This is a genomic window from Streptomyces sp. NPDC050504 (assembly GCF_044458065.1).
GTDB lineage: Bacteria > Actinomycetota > Actinomycetes > Streptomycetales > Streptomycetaceae > Streptomyces.
Genome location: NZ_JBITHO010000004.1, coordinates 130,184 through 152,357, shown reverse-complemented (window position 1 = coordinate 152,357; position 22,174 = coordinate 130,184). Strand labels below are relative to the sequence as shown.

The 22,174-nt window shown below is 72.7% G+C and carries 16 protein-coding genes; 11 read left to right on the top strand and 5 right to left on the bottom strand.

The window, feature by feature from the left end; translation table 11 throughout:
• Nucleotides 1–130: 130 nt before the first annotated feature.
• From gatC to gatB, 4 genes are read left to right on the top strand one after another with little or no spacing between them, the layout of a single operon-like run.
• The gene (gatC, locus tag ACIBNE_RS16000) at nt 131–427 is read left to right on the top strand and encodes an Asp-tRNA(Asn)/Glu-tRNA(Gln) amidotransferase subunit GatC (RefSeq protein WP_016642027.1); all 297 of its coding nucleotides are present in this window, start codon (nt 131–133) and stop codon (nt 425–427) included.
• Nucleotides 428–432: 5 nt separating this feature from the next.
• Complete coding sequence (gatA, locus tag ACIBNE_RS15995) at nt 433–1,932, top strand: Asp-tRNA(Asn)/Glu-tRNA(Gln) amidotransferase subunit GatA (RefSeq protein WP_399271823.1); 1,500 nt, start codon at nt 433–435, stop codon at nt 1,930–1,932.
• Nucleotides 1,929–2,168: a hypothetical protein gene (locus ACIBNE_RS15990; protein ID WP_399271821.1), complete on the top strand. Its 240-nt coding sequence runs from the start codon at nt 1,929–1,931 to the stop codon at nt 2,166–2,168. Before gatA ends, ACIBNE_RS15990 begins: the two co-directional genes overlap by 4 nt.
• A gap of 16 nt (nt 2,169–2,184) precedes the next feature.
• On the top strand, nt 2,185–3,693 hold the full coding sequence (gene gatB / locus ACIBNE_RS15985; protein WP_399271818.1) for an Asp-tRNA(Asn)/Glu-tRNA(Gln) amidotransferase subunit GatB: 1,509 nt from the start codon (nt 2,185–2,187) through the stop codon (nt 3,691–3,693).
• Nucleotides 3,694–3,780: 87 nt separating this feature from the next.
• Here the strand turns inward: gatB and ACIBNE_RS15980 are convergent, their stop codons facing one another.
• A complete protein-coding gene (locus ACIBNE_RS15980; RefSeq protein WP_399271816.1) occupies nt 3,781–4,668 on the bottom strand; it encodes a hypothetical protein in 888 nt (295 codons plus the stop codon).
• Nucleotides 4,669–4,887: 219 nt separating this feature from the next.
• Here ACIBNE_RS15980 and ACIBNE_RS15975 point away from each other — a divergent pair, with 219 nt between their 5' ends.
• From ACIBNE_RS15975 to ACIBNE_RS15965, 3 genes are all read left to right on the top strand, one after another.
• Entirely contained in the window at nt 4,888–6,948 is a 2,061-nt protein-coding gene (locus ACIBNE_RS15975) for a phosphocholine-specific phospholipase C (RefSeq protein ID WP_399272926.1), read from the top strand.
• 246 nt (nt 6,949–7,194) lie between these two features.
• The gene (locus ACIBNE_RS15970) at nt 7,195–9,435 is read left to right on the top strand and encodes an MMPL family transporter (protein WP_399271814.1); all 2,241 of its coding nucleotides are present in this window, start codon (nt 7,195–7,197) and stop codon (nt 9,433–9,435) included.
• Between the two features lie 15 nt (nt 9,436–9,450).
• Nucleotides 9,451–10,008: a GNAT family N-acetyltransferase gene (locus tag ACIBNE_RS15965; RefSeq protein WP_399271812.1), complete on the top strand. Its 558-nt coding sequence runs from the start codon at nt 9,451–9,453 to the stop codon at nt 10,006–10,008.
• Nucleotides 10,009–10,069: 61 nt separating this feature from the next.
• Here ACIBNE_RS15965 and ACIBNE_RS15960 read toward each other — a convergent pair whose 3' ends face one another.
• The gene (locus ACIBNE_RS15960; RefSeq protein WP_399271810.1) at nt 10,070–11,296 is read right to left on the bottom strand and encodes a serine hydrolase domain-containing protein; all 1,227 of its coding nucleotides are present in this window, start codon (nt 11,294–11,296) and stop codon (nt 10,070–10,072) included.
• Between the two features lie 333 nt (nt 11,297–11,629).
• Between ACIBNE_RS15960 and ACIBNE_RS15955 the strand changes: the two genes are divergently transcribed.
• Together ACIBNE_RS15955 and ACIBNE_RS15950 are read left to right on the top strand one after the other, a co-directional pair.
• Complete coding sequence (locus ACIBNE_RS15955) at nt 11,630–11,812, top strand: hypothetical protein (RefSeq protein ID WP_399271808.1); 183 nt, start codon at nt 11,630–11,632, stop codon at nt 11,810–11,812.
• A complete protein-coding gene (locus tag ACIBNE_RS15950) occupies nt 11,809–14,919 on the top strand; it encodes an AAA family ATPase (protein ID WP_399271806.1) in 3,111 nt (1,036 codons plus the stop codon). The genes ACIBNE_RS15955 and ACIBNE_RS15950 overlap by 4 nt, the downstream gene beginning before the upstream one ends.
• Here ACIBNE_RS15950 and ACIBNE_RS15945 read toward each other — a convergent pair.
• The 3 genes from ACIBNE_RS15945 to ACIBNE_RS15935 form a co-directional block, all read right to left on the bottom strand.
• Nucleotides 14,862–15,098 carry a DUF6191 domain-containing protein gene (locus tag ACIBNE_RS15945; RefSeq protein ID WP_399272924.1) on the bottom strand — a complete coding sequence of 79 codons (237 nt, stop codon included), beginning with the start codon at nt 15,096–15,098 and terminating at the stop codon, nt 14,862–14,864. The genes ACIBNE_RS15950 and ACIBNE_RS15945 overlap by 58 nt on opposite strands.
• Before the next feature lie 68 nt (nt 15,099–15,166).
• The gene (locus ACIBNE_RS15940; RefSeq protein ID WP_399271804.1) at nt 15,167–16,339 is read right to left on the bottom strand and encodes a PQQ-dependent sugar dehydrogenase; all 1,173 of its coding nucleotides are present in this window, start codon (nt 16,337–16,339) and stop codon (nt 15,167–15,169) included.
• 221 nt (nt 16,340–16,560) lie between these two features.
• Complete coding sequence (locus tag ACIBNE_RS15935; RefSeq protein ID WP_399271802.1) at nt 16,561–17,562, bottom strand: aldo/keto reductase; 1,002 nt, start codon at nt 17,560–17,562, stop codon at nt 16,561–16,563.
• Between the two features lie 135 nt (nt 17,563–17,697).
• Here ACIBNE_RS15935 and ACIBNE_RS15930 point away from each other — a divergent pair, with 135 nt between their 5' ends.
• Both ACIBNE_RS15930 and ACIBNE_RS15925 read left to right on the top strand, forming a co-directional pair.
• Nucleotides 17,698–18,648 (top strand): 2-hydroxyacid dehydrogenase, encoded by a 951-nt coding sequence (locus ACIBNE_RS15930; protein WP_399271801.1) that lies wholly within the window; start codon nt 17,698–17,700, stop codon nt 18,646–18,648.
• 552 nt (nt 18,649–19,200) lie between these two features.
• Complete coding sequence (locus ACIBNE_RS15925; RefSeq protein ID WP_399271799.1) at nt 19,201–22,017, top strand: putative bifunctional diguanylate cyclase/phosphodiesterase; 2,817 nt, start codon at nt 19,201–19,203, stop codon at nt 22,015–22,017.
• Nucleotides 22,018–22,174 lie beyond the last annotated feature (157 nt).

Genomic DNA, 22,174 nt, shown 5'->3' with positions numbered 1-22,174 from the left:
GGGGCGGGGCGGGGGAACGCCCCGCGCGGCGGACCCGCACCACCGCTCCGCCGCGAAACCGTTTCACGGGCACGGGGCCGCGCCCCATAGGATTGGGCGCAAACCACACACGCACCCCGTGAGGATCCGCATGCCTGGCATTACGCGCGAGGAGGTCGCCCACCTCGCCCGGCTGGCGCGTCTGGAGCTGAAGGACGAAGAGCTCGACCACTTCGCCGGACAGCTGGACGACATCATCGGCGCGGTCGCCCGCGTCTCCGAGGTCGCCGACCAAGACGTGCCCCCGACCTCCCACCCGCTGCCGCTGACCAATGTCATGCGCGCGGACGAGGTCCGTCCGTCGCTCACCCCCGAGCAGGCGCTCTCCGGCGCCCCGGCCCAGGAGCAGCAGCGTTTCAAGGTGCCGCAGATCCTGGGGGAGGACTAACCACCATGACGGACAGCAACATCATCAAGCTCACCGCCGCCGAGACCGCCGCGAAGATCGCTTCGGGCGAGCTCACCGCGGTCGAGGTCACCGAGGCCCACCTGGCCCGGATCGACGCGGTCGACGAGAAGGTCAACGCCTTCCTGCACGTCGACCGCGAGGGCGCCCTCGCCCAGGCCCGCGCCGTGGACGAGAAGCGCGCCAGGGGCGAGAAGCTCGGCCCCCTCGCGGGCGTGCCCCTCGCACTGAAGGACATCTTCACCACCGAGGGCATCCCGACCACCGTCGGCTCCAAGATCCTCGAAGGCTGGATCCCGCCGTACGACGCGACGCTCACCAAGCGGCTGAAGGCCGCCGACGTCGTCATCCTCGGCAAGACCAACATGGACGAGTTCGCCATGGGGTCCTCGACGGAGAACAGCGCGTACGGGCCCACCGGCAACCCCTGGGACCTGACCCGCATCCCCGGCGGCTCCGGCGGCGGCTCGTCCGCCGCGCTCGCCGCGTACGAGGCCCCGCTCGCCATCGGCACGGACACCGGCGGCTCGATCCGCCAGCCCGCCGCCGTCACCGGCACGGTCGGCGTCAAGCCGACGTACGGCGCGGTCTCCCGCTACGGCATGGTCGCCTTCTCGTCCTCCCTGGACCAGGGCGGGCCCTGCGCCCGTACGGTCCTGGACGCGGCGCTGCTCCACGAGGTCATCGCCGGGCACGACCCGCTCGACTCGACCTCCATCGACGCCCCGGTCCCGCCGGTCGTCGAGGCCGCCCGCAACGGCTCGGTCGAGGGCATGCGCGTCGGCGTCGTCAAGCAGTTCTCGGGCGAGGGCTACCAGGCGGGCGTCGTCCAGCGGTTCAACGAGTCCGTCGAGCTGCTGAAGTCCCTCGGGGCCACGATCGTCGAGCTGGACTGCCCGTCCTTCGACCTGGCGCTCTCCGCGTACTACCTGATCGCGCCGAGCGAGTGCTCCAGCAACCTCGCGCGCTTCGACGCCATGCGCTACGGCCTGCGGGTCGGCGACGACGGCACGAAGTCCGCCGAGGACGTCACCGCGCTCACCCGCGAGGCGGGCTTCGGCGACGAGGTCAAGCGCCGCGTCATCCTCGGCACGTACGCGCTGAGCTCCGGCTACTACGACGCGTACTACGGCAGCGCCCAGAAGGTCCGCACGCTCATCAAGCAGGACTTCGACAAGGCGTTCGAGCAGGTCGACGTGATCGTCTCGCCGACCACGCCCACCACCGCCTTCCCGATCGGCGAGCGCGCCGACGACCCGATGGCGATGTACCTCGCCGACCTGTGCACCATCCCGACCAACATGGCGGGCAACGCCGCCATGTCGCTGCCCTGCGGCCTCGCGCCCGAGGACGGCCTGCCGGTCGGTCTGCAGATCATCGCCCCCGTCATGAAGGACGACCGCCTTTACAAGGTGGGCGCGGCCGTCGAGGCCGCCTTCGTGGAAAAGTGGGGTCACCCGCTGCTGGAGGAGGCTCCGTCGCTGTGAGTGCACTGACCAAGGCCAAGGGCTTCAAGAAGTCCAAGACCGGTACGTACCTGTCCATCGGCACCACCGCGTTCGGTGCGATCAGCGTGCTGAAGCAGGCCAAGAAGGCCCGCAGCGAGCACGACACGCTGAAGCTGCTGGACGCCGTCGTCTCCGCCGCCGCCATCGCCACCGGTGTCGCCATCCTGCTGCGCGAGCTCAAGCGCATCGGGGACGACGACGTCCTGTTCGGCTGAGAGGGAAAGTTTCACCGTGACCGTCACTGAACTGGTGTCGTACGAGGACGCCCTCGCGGCGTACGACCCCGTCATGGGCCTTGAGGTCCATGTCGAACTCGGCACCAAGACCAAGATGTTCTGCGGCTGTTCGACCGAGCTGGGCGCCGAGCCCAACTCGCAGACCTGCCCCACCTGCCTCGGCCTGCCCGGCTCGCTCCCGGTCGTCAACGCGATCGGCGTCGAGTCGGCGATCAAGATCGGTCTCGCGCTGAACTGCGAGATCGCCGAGTGGTGCCGCTTCGCCCGGAAGAACTACTTCTATCCGGACATGCCGAAGAACTTCCAGACCTCGCAGTACGACGAGCCGATCGCCTTCAACGGCTACCTGGACGTCCAGCTGGAGGACGGCGAGGTCTTCCGCGTGGAGATCGAGCGCGCCCACATGGAGGAGGACACCGGCAAGTCGACGCACGTCGGCGGTGCCACCGGCCGCATCCACGGCGCCTCGCACTCCCTGCTCGACTACAACCGCGCGGGCATCCCGCTCATCGAGATCGTCACCAAGCCCATCGAGGGCGCGGGCGAGCGGGCCCCCGAGGTCGCCAAGGCGTACGTCGCCGAGCTGCGCGAGGTCATCAAGTCGCTGGGCGTCTCCGAGGCGCGCATGGACAAGGGCCAGATGCGCTGCGACGTGAACCTGTCGCTCCGCCCGAACGGGACGGAGGCGTTCGGCACCCGCAGCGAGACGAAGAACGTCAACTCGCTGCGCTCCGTCGAGCGCGCCGCCCGCTTCGAGATCCAGCGGCACGCGGCCGTCCTGAACGGCGGCGGCACGATCGTGCAGGAGACCCGGCACTTCCACGAGGAGGACGGCTCCACCACGTCGGGGCGCATCAAGGACAACGCCGAGGACTACCGGTACTTCCCGGAGCCCGACCTGGTGCCCGTCGCCCCGGCCCGCGAGTGGGTCGAGGAGCTGCGCGCCGCGCTGCCCGAGATGCCCCGCGCCCGGCGCAACCGGCTCCGCGAGGAGTGGGGCGTGTCCGAGCACGACATGCAGTCCATCCTCAACGCGGGGGCGGTCGACCCGATCGTCGCCACGATCGACGCGGGTGCCCCGGCCGACCAGGCCCGCAAGTGGTGGATGGGCGAGCTGGCCCGCAACGCCAACGAGCAGGGCAAGGCGCTGGACGAGCTGGCGATCACCCCGGCGCAGGTCGCCCGGGTCACCGCGCTCGTCGCCTCGGGCGACCTCAACGACAAGCTGGCCCGCCAGGTCATCGAGGGCGTGCTGAGCGGCGAGGGCGACCCGGACGCCGTGGTCGAGAAGCGCGGCCTGAAGGTCGTCTCGGACGAGGGCGCGCTGACCGCCGCCGTCGACGAGGCCATCGCGGGCAACGCGGCCATCGCGGACAAGATCCGCGGCGGCAAGGTCGCGGCCGTGGGCGCGCTGGTGGGCGCGGTCATGAAGGCCACGCGAGGCCAGGCGGACGCGGCGCGCGTCAAGGAGCTGATCCTGGAGCGCCTGGGCGTCGAGGGCTGAGGCCCGCGCCCGCTCCGTGGGCTCCACGGACGTCGGGGCGGAGGGGCGGTCGCACCACGCGGTGCGGCCGCCCCTCCGCCGTACGTCCTACCAGTCGCCGTCGCGGCCGACGCCCAGGCCGGGCAGGGTGAAGATGCCGTGGTCGTTGCAGCTGACGTCGTACGGCTCCAGGTCCTTGACCTCCTGGGCCCCGCGCGCCCGCACCTCGGCGACGATGAGCCGGGCCGCCGCGGCCGCCGTCTTCTCGTCGGGCTCGGGGAAGGTCGCCTCCCAGTCGTAAGCGGTCCGCACCTGCCAGCCGCGCTCCTTCATCTCGGCCGCCCGCTCCGGGGTGTCCTCGCCCGTCCTGTCGTCGATGCGCAGGAACAGCTCGTCGTCCTGGAGGGAGACGAGCAGCCGCCGCCTGCCGTCCGGCTTGACCAGGAGGCTGAAGCTCGCCCAGTCGCCCGGCACCTGTACGGGAATCTGCTCGGCCCAGGCCGCCAGCATCAGCCGCAGCGCCTCCTCCAGGTGCTCCCAGCACGCCGCGAGCCGTCCGCCGGGCCAGAAGGACGGGGCGGTACCGGGGCCCTCGCGGTCCAACTGCCATATGTAGGGCAGCATGTCGAAGTCGTGCGGCTCGTTCGCCGACCAGGCGCCGCCCCACTTGAACGTGCGGTTCTCCTCGCCCTCCAGCTCGTCCGTGACGTGCACCGAGAGCCGTACCGCGAAACCGTCGGCGGCGAGCAGCACCAGCCGCTCGTCCGAACGCCAGCGCACCGAGGGGCCGTCCGCTGAGCCGCCGAGGAGCGTCGGCTCGCCGATCCGGCCCACCACCGCCTCGTACACCCGCCGGAAGGTCTCCCTGCGGTCGGGCAGGGTGCCCATGTTGCCGTACCTGGCCACCTCGGCCGGGGGCTTGCCGAAGTGCGCCTCGGGCGAGGTGAAGTAGGTGTGGGCGAGCTCCGCGACGTCCGCGGCGGTCATGTTCTCCATGAACACATCGTCGCAGCCGCCACTGACAACCCGGTGGGCGGCAGGTGACTTGGACTCTTCGCGGCGCCTCTTGGACGTTCACTCCACAGCAGTCGCGAGGTCTTCTCCAGTCCACTCGCCCTCACTACCGTCCGGGCCGTACCGTCCAATGGCTCACACACTGACCATTGGCTTTCGACTGGGAGGTCGGGCTTGTCACCGGAGATTTCACGCAGGCGGATGTTCGCGCTCGGGGCGGGCGCCATCGGCGCCGCGGCGGCCGGCTCGCTGCTTCCGCCCTCGCTGCAGACGGCGCTGGCCGCCGAGCCGCTGGAGGGCGGTCTCGACGCGGTGGAGCACGTGGTGATCCTGATGCAGGAGAACCGTTCCTTCGACCACTACTTCGGCATGCTGCGCGGTGTCCGCGGCTTCGGGGACCGCAACGCCATCGAACTCCCCACCGGCAAGCCCGTCTTCGAGCAGCCGGGCCCGCTCGGCCGCACCGTGCTGCCGTTCCCGGTGCGCGGCGCCGCCGAGACGCAGAAGAAGGACCTCCAGTACATCGGGGACCTCGACCACTCCTGGAACGGCGGCGCCAAGGCCTGGCACGAGGGCTGGATGGACGGCTGGGTCTCCGCGAAGACCGCCGCCACCATGGCGTACTACGACCGCTCCGACATCCCCCTGCACTACGAGCTCGCCGACACGTTCACCGTCTGCGACGCGTACCACTCCTCCGTCCACACCTCCACCAGCCCCAACCGCAACCACCTGTGGAGCGGCTGGACCGGCTTCGAGGCCGACGGCTCGCGCGCGGTGAGCAACGCCGCGTACGCGGAGGGCACCCACCCCGGCTACCCGTGGCCCACCTACGCCGAGCGCCTGGAGAAGGCGGGGCTGAGCTGGAAGACGTACACGGAGTGGGAGAACTTCACCGACAACAACATCGAGTTCTTCACCACCTTCAAGAAGATCGCGCGCAAGGCGCTGGCCAGGACCGGCGGCCACACCTTCATGGAGTCCTTCTACGCGAAGGTGCGCGAGACCGGGGACGCCGCCGAGCGGGCGCGGCTGCTCGGCCTCCTGGAGGAGGGCGTCAAGACGCTCACGAAGCAGGAGCGCTCGCTGTTCGAGCGGGGCCTGCGGCGCGTGGAGTCCGGCACCCTCGCCGACGCCTTCCGCGCCGACGTGGCGGCCGGGAAGCTGCCCGCGGTCTCCTACCTGGTGCCGTCCGCGATCGACTCCGAGCACCCCGGCTCCTCGTCCCCGATCGCCTCGGCGACCCTCGTCTACAAGATCCTCGACGCGCTGGGCTCCCACCCCGACGTCTGGCGGCGCACCGTCGTACTGATCAACTACGACGAGAACGACGGCTTCTTCGACCACGTCCCGCCGCCGGTGCCGCCCGCGGACGACACCGAGGAGCGCTGGCAGGGCAGGCCCACCGGGCTCGGCATCCGCGTCCCGCTGCTCGTCGTCTCGCCCTGGTCGGTCGGCGGATACGTCTGCTCCGAGACCTTCGACCACACCTCGGTCATCCGCTTCCTGGAGCGCTGGACGGGCATCGAGGAGCCCAACATCACCGACTGGCGGCGCCAGGTCACCGGCGACCTCACCTCGGCGTTCGACTTCCGGCGCGGCCACCGGCAGCCCGCCGTCGAGCAGCCCGGCGAGATCCCGCCCTTCACCGGCCGCTGGCGGCCCGTGCCCCCGGCCGAGCAGCACATGCCGGTCCAGGAGGAGGGCGTGCGCCGCGCGCGTCCGCTGCCCTACCGGCCGGACGCGGACAGCAAGGCGAAGGGCGGCGCCCTCACCGTCTTCCTGCGCAACACCGGGCGCGCCAGCGCGCACTTCGCGCTCTACCCGTACGCCGGGGAGTTCGCCGTCCCGCAGCACCAGGACGTAAGGGGCACGGCCCAATGGCGGGTGCCCCTTACCGGGCTCGCCGAAGGGCGCTACCGCTTCACGATCACGGGCCCCAACGGCTTCCGCCGCGAGTTCGCCGGAGCCGCCGACTCCGCCGCCGAGGTCACCTCGTACATCAACCACCGCGGGCGCGACCTGCACCTCACGCTCGCCAACCGGGGCCGGCGCACGCTGACCTTCACCGTGAAGACGATCGGCTACACCGACGACGAGCGGGTGCGGCGCATCACGGTGCGGCCGGGCCGCAGCCGCATCGTCGCGCACTCCACCGACCGCACCCACGGCTGGTACGACCTGGAGGTCACGGCGGAGGGCGGCTTCCGCAGGCGCCTCATGGGCCACATCGAGAACGGCAGGGCCAGCGTCTCCGGCTGACCGGCCGGGGTCCGGCACCCGCGCCGCCGCGCGGGTGCCGGACCCGCACTCCGAGGGGACTGGACCCGTACCTCCGCGGGTACTGGATCCGCACCTCATCGGGCCCCGGATCCGTACAGCTGTGAGTAAACCCACGAAAGGGGCAAACGATCACGATTGGCTGCCAGAGTGACCCTGCGTAGGTCATGCGTTCTTTGCGGGCTGTTCCCGGTCAAAGATCCACGAACCGCTCAGGGAGCACATCCGTTGGCAGCCATCGCCCGGTGGTGCGTACAGCACCGCCTCACAGCCGTACTGCTCTGGCTTTCCGCCCTCGTCGGCACGGGCGTCGCCGCCGGTCTCGCCGGTTCCGCGTACTCCAACGACTACCAGGTGCCGGGCACCGAGTCCGGCCGCGCCACCGCCCTGCTCGACCGGGGCTTCCCCGGCGGCGGCGGCGACACGGCCACCGTCGTCTGGCACGCCGGGGGCGGCACGACCGTCCGCGACGCCGAGGTGCGCCACCGCGTGACCAAGGCGCTCAACGCCATCGCCGAGTTGCCCGGCGTCGCCTCGGTCACCAGCCCCTACGGCTCCGACGACCCGGGCCCCGACGGCACCGGGGGCGCCGCGCGGATCAGCGCGGACGGCCGCACGGCCCACGCCGACGTCGCCTTCGACGAGCAGGCCGACGACATCGCACCCGCCCGTGCGCGGGCCGTCGTCGACACCGCGAAGGCCGCCGCGACCGACACCCTCCAGGTCGAGCTGGGCGGCAGCGTCGTCGCGCTCACCGAGGCACCGTCCGCGCACCTCGCCGAGGTCGTGGGCGTCGCCGTCGCCGCCGTCGTGCTCTTCCTCGCCTTCGGCTCGCTCGCCGCGAGCCTGCTGCCCATCGCCACCGCACTGGTCTCCGTCGGCACCGCCTACGCGGGCATCACCCTGCTCGGCCACGCCATGACGGTGGCCGACTTCGCGCCCATGCTGGGCACCCTCATCGGGCTCGGCGTCGGCATCGACTACGCGCTGTTCATCGTCACCCGGCACCGCAAGGGCCTGCGGCGCGGCCTCACCGTCCAGGAGGCCGCCGTCAGCGCGACGGCCACCACCGGGCGCGCCGTGGTCTTCGCGGGCGCCACCGTCTGCATCGCGCTGCTCGGCATGCTGATCCTGCGGCTGTCGTTCCTCAACGGCGTGGCCGTCGCCGCCTCGCTCACCGTCGTCCTGACCGTCGCCGCGTCCGTGACCCTGCTGCCCGCGCTGCTCTCGCTGATCGGGACGCGCGCGCTGAGCCGCCGCGAGCGCCGCCACCTCGCCGAACACGGCCCCGGGCCCGAAACGCCCACCGGGTTCGCCGCCCGCTGGGCCGCCTTCGTCGAGCGGCGCCCCAAGCTGCTCGGCGCGCTCGCGGCCGTCGTGATGGCGGTCCTCGCGCTGCCCGCGCTCTCGCTCCACCTCGGCACGTCCGACCAGGGCAACAACCCCGCGACCGCGACGACCCGCAAGGCCTACGACCTGCTCGCGGACGGCTTCGGGCCCGGCGTCAACGGCCCCCTCACGCTCGCCGCCGAACTGCGCGGCCCCGCCGACCAGGCCGCCATGGACCGGCTGCCCGCCGCGCTGCGCGCCGCCGACGGCGTCGCCTCCGTGGGTCCCGTCGCCTACAACGGCGCCAAGGACACCGCGGTCGTCACCGTCGTACCGACGTCGTCCCCGCAGTCCCAGGACACCAGCGAGCTGGTCGACCGGCTGCGCTCCGACGTCCTGCCGCGCGCCGAGAGCGGCAGCTCGCTGAAGGTCCACGTGGGCGGCGTCACCGCCTCCTACGACGACTTCGCCGAGGTCATCGTCGGCAAGCTGCCGCTCTTCGTCGGCGCGGTCATCGCGCTCGGCTGCGTCCTGCTGCTGCTCGCCTTCCGCTCGATCGGCATCCCGCTCAAGGCCGCGGCGATGAACGTGGCGGCGGTCGCCTCCTCCTTCGGGATCGTCGTCGCGATCTTCCAGTGGGGCTGGGGGAGCGAACTGCTCGGGCTCGGCAGCGCGGGCCCCATCGAGCCCTTCCTGCCCGTGATCATGGTCTCGGTGCTCTTCGGGCTCTCCATGGACTACCAGGTGTTCCTGGTCAGCAGGATGTACGAGGAGTGGCTGGAGACCGGCGACAACCGGCGCGCGGTCCGGGTCGGCCTCGCGGAGACCAGCCGGGTGATCAACTCCGCCGCGGTGATCATGATCTCGGTCTTCCTGGCGTTCGTGCTGAGCGGGGACCGGGTCATCGCGATGTTCGGCATCGCGCTGGCCGCCGCCGTCGCACTGGACGCGTTCGTCCTGCGCACCCTGCTGGTGCCCGCCCTGATGCACCTGCTCGGCGGCGCCAACTGGTGGCTGCCCGGCTGGCTCGACCGCAGGCTGCCGCGCATCAGCATCGAACCGCCCGAGTGCCGCGCCGCGGCCCGTGGGAAGATCCCCGGACAGCGCGCGGGCGAGGACGAGGAACTGCTCGTGCCGTGACGGGCGGAGGAACCGATGTTCGCGATATCCCTGGGAGACGACGGCGCCGAGCTGCGCCCCCTGGAACCCCACCACGCAGAGGAGTTCTTCGCCTCGATGGACCGCGGCCGTGACTACATCGGCCGGTTCATCCCGCTGCCCGACTTCGCGAAGGACGTCGCCGGCGCACGCGCCTACCTCCAGGGCTACGCCGACAAGGCCGCGCGCGACGCCGGACGCACGTACGGCATCTGGCAGGACGGGACCCTCGTCGGCGGCGTCCTCTTCCGCACCATGGACACCGCGATGGGCACCGCCGAGGCGGGCTGCTGGCTGGAGCCGTCGGCCGCGGGGCGCGGCCTGGTCACGCGCGCCGCGCGGATCATCATCGACTGGGCGGTCGAGGAGCGCGGCATCCACCGCGTGGACTGGCTGGTCGCCGCGGGCAACACCGGGAGCATCAACGTCGCCGAGCGCCTCGGGATGACCCACGAGGGCACCCTGCGCGGCAACTACGTGTACCGGGGCGTGCGCCACGACACGCAGGTCTGGTCGGTCCTCGCTCCGGAGTGGCGCGCGGCGCGCGCGAAGTAGTCGAAGCAGGCGAAGCAGGCGGGCGTACGGCCCCGGGGCCGGTGCGCGCCCCGGGCCCGGGTCAGCAGGACACGGCCCCGTTGAGGCGCGCGATCACCTCCCCGGCGTCCGTGCCCTTCCCGTACAGGCTGCCCGCCGTCACGGCCTGCCGACGGCCCTGCGGGTCGCCGAACACGAACGCCACGCTGCCGTGGATCCCGCCGGTGTGCCCCCACAGCTCGCCGCAGCCGAGCCCCTTCAGGCTGTCCAGCCGCTGGATCCCCAGCCCGTACTCGACCCCGAGCCCCGTCTTCACGGTGCGCTTCATCTCGGCCGCCTCGGCCGGGCGCAGCAGCCTGCCCTTGAGGAGCGCGGAGTAGAACCGCGCCAGGTCGGCCGCGGTCGAGACGCCGCCGCCCCCCGCCCCGGCGGAGGACGGGTTGAGCAGCGTGGTGTCCACGGGGCCCGAGGGCAGCAGGGTGTAGGCGCGCGCGTGCGGACCCTTGAGCAGCGGCGAGGTGTGCGGCATGGCGGTGTCGCGCAGGCCCAGCGGGCGGACGATGCGCCGCTCGACCTCCTGGTTCCAGGTCCGGCCCGTGACCCGCTGGATCAGCATCCCGGCGACGAGGTAGTTGGTGTTGGAGTAGTGCCAGCCCCCGCCGGGCGGGAAGTAGGGCGCGTGCCGCGCCGCGTCGGCGACGATCTCCCGGTCGGTGTACGTGCGCCAGCGGCCGAAGCGCACCCACTGCTCCCGCCCCGCGTCGTCCACCGGCACGTACTTCGGATCCTCGGTGTAGTTGAACAGCCCGCTGGTGTGGTTCAGCAGCTGCCGTACGGTGATGCGCCCGCCGTTCGGGACGACGCCGGGAAGGTACCTCTCCACCGGTGCGTCCAGCCGGACGCGGCCCTCGCCGACCAACTGGAGCACGACGGTCGCGGTGAACGTCTTGGTGATGCTGCCGATCCGGAACCGCCCGTCCGGATCGACGCGCGCACCGGTCGTGCGGTCGGACACTCCGGCGGCGCCCTTCCACACCGTACGGCCGTCCTCGACGACCCGCGCCAGGTCCCAGGTCACCGCCCCGCTGTCGACCACCGCACGCAGGGCGGCCTGTCGCGCGGCGGGTGCGGTGGCGGACGCCACGGCCGCTGGTGCGGGTGCGGTGGCGGTGGCGGCCGGGGTGAGGGTCCCCACCAGCGCGGCGGCGGCCAGGACGGCCGCCCCGGCCCCCACGGCGGCCCGCCTCCTCACGCTCCTCGCGTCCTTCACGCCCGTCGCGTCCTTCACGCCCCGCGCCTGGCCGTTCATCCCGAACCTCCTCGATCGAGCACCGGCGGACTTCCCGCCGGTCCCGACTCTAGGAATCCGCCCCCGTACCGGACCATGGCCCCAACTCCCGCACGGAGGAGGGAGACCGCTCCCGCCCGAAGGGTGTAGCCCGCCCCCTGTCACCACACCCCCGCCCCGCCCTCCTCAGGCCGCGCACCGCCGCCTAAGCACCCCCACCGGCTCTCTAAGGCACCCCGGGCCCGCGCAGATGCGGCACTCTCCCGATGTGCCCGCACCCCCTGGGGGACGAGAGTCGAGGCATCGAGAACGAGGCCCGCGACAAGCGGGCCGACCACCCCAGGGAGACACCAGATGTACGAGTTCGAGCTCCAGAAGATCCGCATCGCCGAGCTGATCCGCGAGGCGGACGGCGAGCGACTGGCCCGCCGGGCGCGACCGGGCCGCCGCGTGCGCCGCACGGTGCGCGTCGAGGGGGAACACGCGACGGAGGGGCGGGTGAGTCAGCTCCGCGACCTGTTCACGCACGCCGCATGACCACCCAGGTCCGTCCGCCGCGGCGGTGTGCGATGCTCGGCACCGTGGAGACCCGATCCCTCAGCCCCGTGTTCGTCGGCAGGACCGGCGAACTGACCTCGCTCACCGACGCGCTCTCCCGCGCCACCGCGGGAGAGCCGCAGGCGTTGCTGATCGGCGGTGAGGCCGGGGTCGGCAAGACCCGGCTGGTCGAGGAGTTCCTGCGCGAGGCGTGCCGCGAGGGCGCGTTCGTCGCCCTGGGCGGCTGCGTGGAGATCGGCGCCGACGGATTGCCCTTCGCCCCCTTCTCCACCGCGCTGCGCTCCCTGCGTCGCCGCCTGCCCGAGGGCGAGCTGGACGCCGTGTTCGCGGGCCAGGAGGGCGAGCTCGCCAGGATCCTGCCGGAACTGGGCCAGTTCGACGGCGCGGCGCTCGGCGAGCACGGCACCGCCCGGCTCTTCGAACTGACCGCCCGCCTCCTGGAGCGCATAGCCGCCGACCGCACCGTCGTCCTGGTCGTCGAGGACCTGCACTGGGCCGACGCCTCCACCCGCAACCTCCTCGCCTACCTCCTGCGCACCCTGCGCCGCGGCCGCCTCGTCGTCGTCGCCACCTACCGCTCCGACGACATCCACCGCCGCCACCCCCTGCGCCCCCTCCTCGCCGAGCTGGAACGGATGCGCGCCGTCCGCCGCATCGAACTCGCCCGCTTCAGCCGCTCCGAAGTGCGCCGCCAGCTCACCGGCATCCTCGCGACCGTCCCCGATCCCGGCCTGGTCGACGACGTCTTCACCCGCTCCGACGGCAACGCCTTCTTCGTCGAGGAACTGGCCTGCAGCCTGGAGGGCGGCAGCTGCGACGGGCTCAGCGACTCCCTGCGCGACCTGCTGCTCGTCCGGGTCGAGGCGCTGCCCGAAGACGCCCAGAAGGTCGTGCGCCTGGTCGCCGAGGGCGGCTCCACCGTCGAGCACGAACTCCTGGCGGCCGTCGCCGGGCTCTGCGAGGACGACCTGATCGCGGCGCTGCGCGCGGCCGTCGGCGCCAGCATCCTCACCCCCACCCCCGAAGGCGACGGCTACCGCTTCCGGCACTCCCTGGTCCGCGAGGCCGTCAGCGACGACCTGCTGCCCGGCGAGCGCTCCCGCCTCAACCGCCGCTACGCCCAGGCACTGGAGGCCGACCCCGCGCTCGTCCGCGCGGACGAGCGCACCACCCGCATCGCGGGTTACTGGTACCACGCGCACGACGCCGCCAAAGCCCTGCCCGCCGTGCTCCAGGCGTCCGTCGAGGCCCGCAAGCGCTTCGCGCACTTCGAGCAACTGCGGCTGCTGGAGCGGGCGATGGAACTCTGGGACAACGCCCCGGAGGACGTCAGGGCCACCCTGAGGCCCGCCGAGTACGCCGAGGCCTACCCTTCCGACAGTTCGGCCGGCTGCCCCGAGGGCGCGACCGCCCCGCTGCGCTACCTCGACCTGATGGCCGAGGCGACCGTCGCCGCCCGCTACGGCGGCGACCGCGAGCGCGCCCTCGCCCTCGCCAAGAAGGCCACCAGGGCGCTCGCCGAGGAGAACGACCCGCTGCGCTCCGCGTGGTTCTGGGTCAAGCGCGCCCGGCTCATGCAGGACCTCACCAGGGGCGACGGCCGCGAGGAACTGGCCACGGCCCAGGACCTCGTGCGCGGCCTCCCGCCGTCCGCCGTGCACGCCGACATCCTCACCGCCGTCGCCACCTGGGGCGCCCTGCACGAGCCCGGCCCCGACTCCCTCGCCGACGCCGACCGCGCCGTGGAGTTCGCCAGGCTCGTCGGCGAGGAGTACATCGAACTCCAGGCCAGACTCACCCGGGGCTGGCTCACCGTCGACGCGGGCGGCGTCGAAGAGGGCATCGCCGAGATGTACGAGACCCGCGAACGCGCCGAGACCCTGGGCCACATCGGTGTCATGGGCCGCGCCAGCATCAACCTCCCCTCCACCCTCGAAAGCATCGGCCGCTCCGAGGAGGCCGTCACGGCCGCCCGGCACGGCATCGAGGTCTGCCACGCCCACGGCCTGCCCAACATGGAGGCCTGGGTCCAGATCAACCTCGCCCGGTCGCTCTTCTCGCTCGGCCACTGGCGCGAGTGCGAACAGGCCATCGAAGCCGCCGAGCGCGCCTCGCAGACCGACAAGTCCCGCGGCCTGGTCGCCTCCTACCGGTCCGAGCTGGCCCTCGAACGCGGCGAGCCCGACGAGGCCGACCGCCAACTCGCCCTGGCCATGCACTACTTCGGCCACCACGACCGCCGGCCGCAGCACCTCGTCCCGCTCGCCAGGCACGGGATGGTCATCGCGGCGACCCAGGGCAGGCTCCTGGACGCCCGCGCCGAACTCGCCCGCGCCGTCGAGTGCGGCTTCCCGCCCGGCACCCAGCGCTACGCCCTGCCCCTGCTGCGCACCGCCGCCGCGATCGAGGCCGACGCCCTGGGCCAGCCCGCCGCCGCGTACGACCGCCCGGCCGTCCTCGCCATGATCCGCGAGGCCGCCAGGAAGCTCCCCACGTTCGTCCCCGTCTGGGCGGCGCACGGCCTGTTCCTGGAGGCCGAGCTGGCCCGAGCGGAGCGCCGCGACACCCCGGACCACTGGGAGCGCACCGCGGCCGCCTTCGCCCCGCTCTCCCGCCCCTACGAGACCGCGCAGATCTGCTACCGCTGGGCCGAGGCGCTGCTCGCCGCGTCCGGCGACCGCGCGACCGCGGCGGGGCTGCTCCGCCGGGGCCACGCCGCCGCGGTGGAGCTCGGCGCGCGCCTGCTGGCCGAGGACGTCGCGCTGCTCGCCACCCGCGCCCGCGTCGACCTCGCCGACCCGGGGGAGCCCGGCACGGACGGCGGCGGCCACACCCCGGAGTCCCTGGGCCTGACCCCGCGCGAGCAGGACGTCCTGCGGCTGGTCGCCGAGGGCCGCAGCAACCGGCAGATCGCCCAGGCGCTCTTCATCTCACCCAAGACGGCCAGCGTCCACGTCTCCAACATCCTCGCCAAGCTGGGCGTCTCCGGCCGGGGCGAGGCCGCCGCCCTGGCCCACCGGCTGAGGCTCTACGACTCCGCCGAACCGTCCGCCTCCGAGGCGGCCCTGGCCTCCGGATCCGTCTGAGGACCCTTTGAGCCGTCCTCGGGCGCGGGGTCCGGCAGGCGTATGACCACGCGGCCCGACGAGAGGTCTATCGGCCCCCTGCCCGGATCGCCGTCCCCGAGGTCCACCCGGGTCAGCTCCTGCCGCTTCGCCTCGTCGTCCGTGTGCTTGCGGCCAGGGGCGAACAGCGCGTCGATCATGTTGAACACGGGACCGCGTCCTTCCTGTCGTGGCTGTCCACCTGCGCGGCCGGCGCACCCGGTCGCGGCTACCGCACCTTCAGCTCCAGGATCCTGTCCTCGCCCGGATCCACGCTGCCCCGGCCGTCCGTATCGCTGGTGACCAGCCAGAGCCTGCCGCCGCCCGCCGCCACCACCGTGCGCAGCCGGCCGTACTCCTCCTTCAGGAACGCCTGGGGCTCGGCGGATCGTTCCCTGCCGTCCAGCGGGATCCGCCACAGCCGCCTGCCGCGCAGCCCCGCCATCCATATGGAGCCCTCCTCGTAGGCGATGCCGCTGGGGGAGGCGTCCGCCGTCTTCCACTGCGCCACCGGGTCCACGAACCCGGGCTTTGAGCCCTTGCCCTCCACCGTCGGCCAGCCGTAGTTCCCGCCCGGCTCGATCAGGTTCAGCTCGTCCCAGGTGTCCTGCCCGAACTCGGCGGCCCACAGCCGCTTGTCCGCGTCCCAGGCGAGCCCCTGCACATTGCGGTGTCCGTAGGAGTACACCACCGAGTCCGCCGACGGATTGCCGTGCACCGGCTGCCCGTCGGGGGTCATCCGCAGGATCTTGCCCGCCAGCGACTCCTTGTCCTGAGCGAGCCCCGTCACGCCCGTCTCGCCCGTGCCCGCGTACAGCATCCGGTCCGGGCCGAACGCTATCCGCCCGCCGTTGTGGATCGAGCCCTTGGGGATGCCCCGCAGGATCGTGTCCGGCGCCCCCAACTGCTGCCCGGCCGGCTTCTTCGGGTCGTACAGCATGCGCGCGATGCGGTTGTCCGACGCGGTGGTGAAGTACGCGTAGACCATGTGGTCCGTGGCGTACCCGTCCGGCGAGACGGCCAGGCCCAGCAGCCCGCCCTCGCCGTCCGGCGCGACCCCGGGGACCTTGCCCACCAGGGTCTGCTTGCCGCCCCCGGCCGCGACCAGGGTGATCGTCCCCTCGTCGCGCGAGGAGACCAGGAGGTCGCCGCCGGGCAGCGCGGCGACGCCCCACGGAGACTTGAGCCCCTCGGTGAGCGTGGACACCACCTTGACCGAGCCCTTGTCCGGCGGCACGGCCCGGCCGTCGCCCTTCTCGGGTCCGCCCGAGGGCGCGGCACCTTCGGACTTCCCCGGCGCCGAGGGCGACGCGCTCTTCCCCGCCTTCGCCGAGGGGCCGTTCCCGCCGTCCGACGAGCACCCCGAGACCATCAGCAGTGCGGCGGCCGCCAATACGGCCATCACAGGAGGACGTTGCACGGAATTGATCCCTTCGACGGCTGCACGACTACTGTTCATACACCGCCCGGCCCTGCCGGGTTCCCGAAGTTCCCGATCAATACGGGCGGACCCGTCGACCACGCGGCCCGCCCCGCCGCGCGAGCACCGCTCGCCCCGCCCGGCCCCGCAGCCCCGGGACTCCCGATCAGCCCCGGGACTCCAAATCAGTCCCAGGCCCCCGATCAGTCCCAGGACCCCCGCGCCGCGGGCAGCGCCGCGAGCTCCGCCAGGTCAGCCGCCGTCAGCCGCAGCCGCGCCGCGCCCGCGTTCTCCACGGCCCACCGCTCCCGCTTCGTCCCGGGCACCGGCACCACGTGCCGCCCCTGGCTCAGCGTCCACGCCAGCGCCACCTGGGCGGGCGTCACCTCGGGCCCGTGCCGCCGCGCGACCCGCCGCAACCCCACCACCACCGGCTGGTTCGCCGCCATCATCTCGGCCGTGAAGCGCGGGTGGCGCGCCCGCAGGTCCTCCGGCTCGAAGCCGCCGCCCGTGGTCAGCGTCCCCGTCAGATAGCCGTTCCCCAGCGGCATCGCCGCCAGGAAGCCCACCCCGCGCGCCACGCACCACGGCAGCAGCGCGGCCAGCGCCTCGGGCGACCACACCGAGAGCTCGGCCTGCACCGCGCTCACCGGGAACACCTGCTGCGCCCGCTCCAGCAGGCGAATCGTTCCGTCGTGCAGCCGCGCCCCCGGGGTCCTGCGCGCCGCCCGCGCGCCCATCGCGCACAGCCCCAGCGCCCGCACCTTCCCCGCGGCCACCAGCCCCGCCATCGCGCCCCAGGTCTCCTCGATCGGCACCTCGGGGTCGACCCGGTGCAGCTGGTACAGGTCGATGACGTCCGTACCGAGCCGCCGCAGCGAGGCGTCGCACGCCCGCCGCACGTACCCGGGCCGCCCGTTCGCCACGATGTGCTGATCGCCCACGAGGAGACCGCACTTGGTGGAGACGAAGGCCTCCCCGCGCCGCTCCTTGAGCGCCCGCCCCACCAGCAGCTCGTTGGTGAAGGGGCCGTACATGTCGGCGGTGTCGAGCAGCGTCACCCCGGCGTCCAGCGCCGCGTGCACCGTACGGAGCGAACGCTCCCCGTGCTGCTGCGAGGCGCTGTAGGCCCAGCTCATCGGCATGCACCCGAGCCCGACCGCCCCCACTTCCAGCGCGCCCGCACCGATTGTCCTGCGCTCCAACTGCCCGTACCCCTCCCTGTGCCGCCCCCAAGCTAACCGCACCGCGCCGCCCGCCCCCGCAACGCCCTCGCCGCGCCCACCGCTCCGCCGCCCGCCCCGCTCCGTCGCGTGCCCCTTTCACCTAGCCTCCTGACCATGACTTCCGACGTTTGGCTCCCGTTCCCCGCCGCCGACATCAACGGCCTCCCCGCCCCCGGGACCTCCGGTCTCAACTACCGCGAATGGGACGGCGGTCCCGACTTCCCCGCCGATCCGGCCGACTGCGTCTTCTACGTCGTGCCGTACATGACGACCTCCGCCATCGCGACCAGGCCCCTGCCCGCAATGGCGTCGGTGGGGGTCGTGCAGACCCTCACGGCGGGCATCGACCACGTGGAGCCGGGACTTGCTGCTCTGCGCCCCGGTGTGCGCCTGTGCAACGCGAAGGGCGTCCACGAGGCGAGCACGGCGGAGCTGGCCCTCGCGCTCACCCTCGCCTCGCTCCGCGGAATCCCGCGTTTCGTGGACGGACAGCGACGGGAGGAGTGGCGGTCCGGCTTCTATCCCGCACTTGCCGACAAGTCCGTACTCATCGTCGGATACGGGTCGATCGGCGCCGCCATCGAGGACCGGCTCGCGCCCTTCGAGTGCGCGCGGGTGGTGCGCGTCGCACGCTCCTCCCGGGACACCGCGCGCGGCCCCGTCCACGCGTTCGGCGAGCTTCCCGCGCTGCTGCCCGAGGCCGACGTGGTGATCCTCTCCACCCCGCTCAACGCCTCCACACAGGGTCTGGCCGGGGCGTCCTTCCTCGCGGCCATGAAGGACGGGGCGCTGCTGGTGAACGTCGCCAGGGGACCGGTCGTCGACACCAAGGCCCTCCTCGCCGAGACGGAGAGCGGGCGCATCACCGCGGCCCTCGACGTCACGGACCCCGAACCCCTGCCCCAGGGGCACCCCCTGTGGCACGCTCCGGGTGTCCTGATTTCGCCCCACGTCGGTGGTAGTACGTCCGCATTCCTCCCCCGGGCCCACCGGCTGCTGGCCGGTCAGCTCACCCGATTCGCCGCGGGAGAGTCGTTGCAGAACGTGGTAATCACCACCACATAGCCCTTTCGGGGGCGCACGGATGCACGGAGAGAAATCGAACGACTGCACCCCGTGCCGACGGCCTCGCAGACGGTCACGGAGAGTAGAGGAACTATGTCCCTGAGTGACGAGACTGGTGTATCGTCCCGACCTGGGGGCTGTGCCGCACATGAAACGGCGCGGGGGAGCAGCCAGGATTCAAGGGGGGCGACGGGTGATGTACGGCCAATGGGCGAACGATCCGACGCGGCGGGGAAGCCGGAGTCGGCCGCGCCCCTCACTCACGCGTCCGCGGTGCGCCGCGGGCGGTCCCGGAAGCCCGCACGCACCGACGGCGGCGAGGGCCGCGCACCGGACGCCGAGGACCGCGCACCCACCGGCCCGGCGCCGGGGAGCCCCACCGAGCCCGCCCCGCCCCGCCGTCGAGCGGCCCGCGGGGGCGGTGCGCGCGGCGCGGACGCCCCGGACCGAACCGGGCCCACGGACCGCACGGGCCGCGCGAACCATTCAAGCCACGTGGACCACGCGGGTCACGGTCCCCGCGAAGACCGCCCCCTCGGGTGGAGCGGCCCGGTGAGCGCGCAGAGTGCCCTCCTCTCCCGGAAGCCGGTCTCCGGCGGCGGGGCGGGGCTGTTCTCGCAGTTGCTGCTCGCACTGGTCTGCGCCGGTTACGCCGTCGGCGCCGCCCTCGGCTGGGGCTCGCCCCAACTGGCCCTGATCATGGGCGACTTCGGACTCTCCGTGGCCGCGTCCGCCGCCGCCGTCTCCTGCTTCCTCTACGCCCGCACCCGCGAGAGCCGCTTCCGCCCCGCCTGGCTGCTCTTCTCCGCCTCGTCCGCGATGGCCGCGGCGGGGAACGCGGTCTGGGGGTGGTACGAGGTCGTGCTCGACGTCGAAGTGCCGAGCCCGTCCCTCGCCGACCTCTTCTTCCTCTGCTTCGCCCCGCCCGCCATCGTCGGGCTCCTCGTCCTCGCCAAGCGCCCCGTCACCAAAGCCGGTTGGGTCTGCCTCGCGCTCGACTCCTGGCTGATCGGCGGCTCGCTGCTCACCCTCTCCTGGAGCCTGGCCCTCGCGCACACCGCGCACTTCGAGGGCGAGAGCGTCGCCCAGGCCGCGCTCTCCCTGGCGTACCCCCTGCTGGACATCGTCCTGGTCAGCATGGTGCTCGCGCTGCACTTCCGGCGCTCCAACGCCAACCGCGCCGCCATCAACACCGCCATCGCCGCGCTCGCCCTGACCGTCCTGTCCGACGCCATGTTCACCTCGCCGCTGCTCCGCGAGAACTACCGCTCGGGCCAACTCCTGGACGCGGGCTGGTTCGCCGGATCGCTGCTCCTCGCGTACGCCCCCTGGGGTGCTCGCCGGGCCGCGGAGGCGCTCGGCCCGCCGCCGGGGCCGCAGCGCCACGCGGGCCGCCCCATCGCGGGCTCGCTCGCCGCGCTGACCCCGTACCTCGCGGCGGCCGTCTGCACGCTCGGGATCCTCTACAACGTCCTGGACGGCCGCAGGATCGACCGGGTGGTCCTCTTCACCGGCTGCACGGTCGTGCTGGCGCTCGTCGTGCGGCAGGGCATCATGCTCGTCGACAACATCGCACTCACTCACGAACTGGCCCAGAAGGAGAACCACTTCCGCTCCCTGGTCCAGGGGTCGAGCGACGTGATCATGATCGCCGCGCCCACCGGCATACTGCGCTACGTCAGCCCCGCCGCCGCCGGCGTCTACGGGCGCGAGGCCGAGGACCTGGTCGGCGCCGAGCTCGCCTCGATCATCCACCCCGAGGACCTGGGCCGCGTCGTCCACGAGGTCCGCAGGTTCCTGGCCGCGCCACCCGCCGACGAGCCGACCACCCGCATCGAGTGCCGCTTCCGCTCCGGCACGGGCGACTGGCTGAACGTCGAGTCCACGGTCAACCGCCACCAGGGCGGACTGATCTTCAACAGCCGAGACGTCACCGAGCGCGTCCGCCTCCAGGCCCAGCTCCAGCACAACGCCGAGCACGACCCGCTCACCGACCTGCCCAACCGCGCCCTGTTCACCGAGCGCGTCCGCAAGGCGCTCACCGGCCGCAGGGCCGCCGACCCCGGCACCGCCGTGCTCTACATCGACCTCGACGGCTTCAAGGGGGTCAACGACCGCCTCGGCCACCAAGCGGGCGACGAGCTGCTGATCCAAGCGGCCCGCCGCCTCCAGGAATCGGTACGGGCCGGGGACACCGCGTCCCGGCTCGGCGGCGACGAGTTCGCCGCGCTGATCGTCGGCGACGGCACCCGCGACCAGGCGGCCCGCGAGTACCAGGTGCACGAGATCGCCGACCGGCTGCGGCTCACGCTCTCCCAGCCGTACCGCATCGACGGCAACGACGTACGGGTCGCGGCCTCCATCGGGGTCGCCTTCGCCGAGCCCGGCATCAGCCCCACCGACCTCATGCGCAACGCGGACCTCGCCATGTACCGCGCCAAGGCCGGCGGAAAGGACCGCGTCGAGCTGTACGCGCCCCAGATGCAGGCCGAAGTGGTCCGTCGCTCCGAACTGGCCGCCAGACTGCGCTCCGCGCTCCACGACGGCGAGTTCGCGCTGCTCCACCAGCCGGTCGTGAACCTCGCCACCGGCCGCATCGCCGCCGTCGCCGCCCAGGCCCGCTGGCGCTCCGCCCAGGGCATCCTCTTCACTCCGGCCGAATTCCTCCGGGTCGCCGACGACAGCGACCGCACGGCGGAACTAGGCCGCTGGCTCCTCGAAGAGGCCGTCGAACAGGCCGCCGAGCGCAGCAGGGCGGGCCACCACGCGCCCGTGGCGGTACGCCTCTCCGCGCGCCGCCTGCTGGACAAGTCCATGCCGCTCGGCTCCATCGAGGCCCTGCTCACCCGGCACGGCCTGCCGTCGGGCTCGCTCGTCATCGAGCTGGCCGACAGCGACCCCAGGATCTCCTTCGACGAGCTGGAGCACCGGCTGGTCGCGCTGCGCAGGCTCGGCGTACGCATCGCGCTGGACGGCTTCGGCAGCGGGTACGCCGCCATCAACGCGCTGCGCAGGCTCCCCATCGACGTGCTGAAGCTCGACCGGGGGCTGGTCGAGGGGGTGGTGGAATCGGCCAGGCTGCACAAGATCACCAGCGGTCTGCTGCGCATCGCCTGCGACCTCGGCATGGAGTCCGTGGCCGACGGGGTGGACGTCCCGGAGCAGGTGTTGGCGCTGCGCGCCATGGGGTGCACGCACGGGCAGGGAATGGCCTTCTCCGGTCCGCTGGACGAGTACCGGCTGCGCCGCTCGCTGGTCCGCTCGGAGTTCCCCGTGCCTGGTGGGGAGGGGCGTCCGGCCCTCTTCGGGGGTGGCTCACGGCCGACCGTGATCGGCTCACATTCCGAGACGCCTGTCCCACCCACTTGACATCCATGCAGCGCGGGGGGGAGGGTCAGGGCCATGCGCACCCGAATTCTCGTACTTGGAAAGCGCGTCGGCTGAAGCTGGGACACCACCGAGTGATCCCCGCAGACACAAGCCCGACGCGCTCCCCTCGCCTGCCTCACGGCACGAGGGGTTTTTT

Coding starts and splice junctions, on each gene's coding strand:
- ACIBNE_RS15980 (WP_399271816.1), bottom strand. CDS start 4,668: ATGGAGAACATGACCGCCGCGGACGTCGCGGAGCTCGCCCACACCTAC.
- gatA (WP_399271823.1), top strand. CDS start 433: ATGACGGACAGCAACATCATCAAGCTCACCGCCGCCGAGACCGCCGCG.
- ACIBNE_RS15945 (WP_399272924.1), bottom strand. CDS start 15,098: ATGATCGACGCGCTGTTCGCCCCTGGCCGCAAGCACACGGACGACGAG.
- ACIBNE_RS15965 (WP_399271812.1), top strand. CDS start 9,451: ATGTTCGCGATATCCCTGGGAGACGACGGCGCCGAGCTGCGCCCCCTG.
- ACIBNE_RS15940 (WP_399271804.1), bottom strand. CDS start 16,339: ATGGCCGTATTGGCGGCCGCCGCACTGCTGATGGTCTCGGGGTGCTCG.
- ACIBNE_RS15955 (WP_399271808.1), top strand. CDS start 11,630: ATGTACGAGTTCGAGCTCCAGAAGATCCGCATCGCCGAGCTGATCCGC.
- ACIBNE_RS15950 (WP_399271806.1), top strand. CDS start 11,809: ATGACCACCCAGGTCCGTCCGCCGCGGCGGTGTGCGATGCTCGGCACC.
- ACIBNE_RS15975 (WP_399272926.1), top strand. CDS start 4,888: ATGTTCGCGCTCGGGGCGGGCGCCATCGGCGCCGCGGCGGCCGGCTCG.
- ACIBNE_RS15930 (WP_399271801.1), top strand. CDS start 17,698: ATGACTTCCGACGTTTGGCTCCCGTTCCCCGCCGCCGACATCAACGGC.
- gatC (WP_016642027.1), top strand. CDS start 131: ATGCCTGGCATTACGCGCGAGGAGGTCGCCCACCTCGCCCGGCTGGCG.
- ACIBNE_RS15960 (WP_399271810.1), bottom strand. CDS start 11,296: ATGAACGGCCAGGCGCGGGGCGTGAAGGACGCGACGGGCGTGAAGGAC.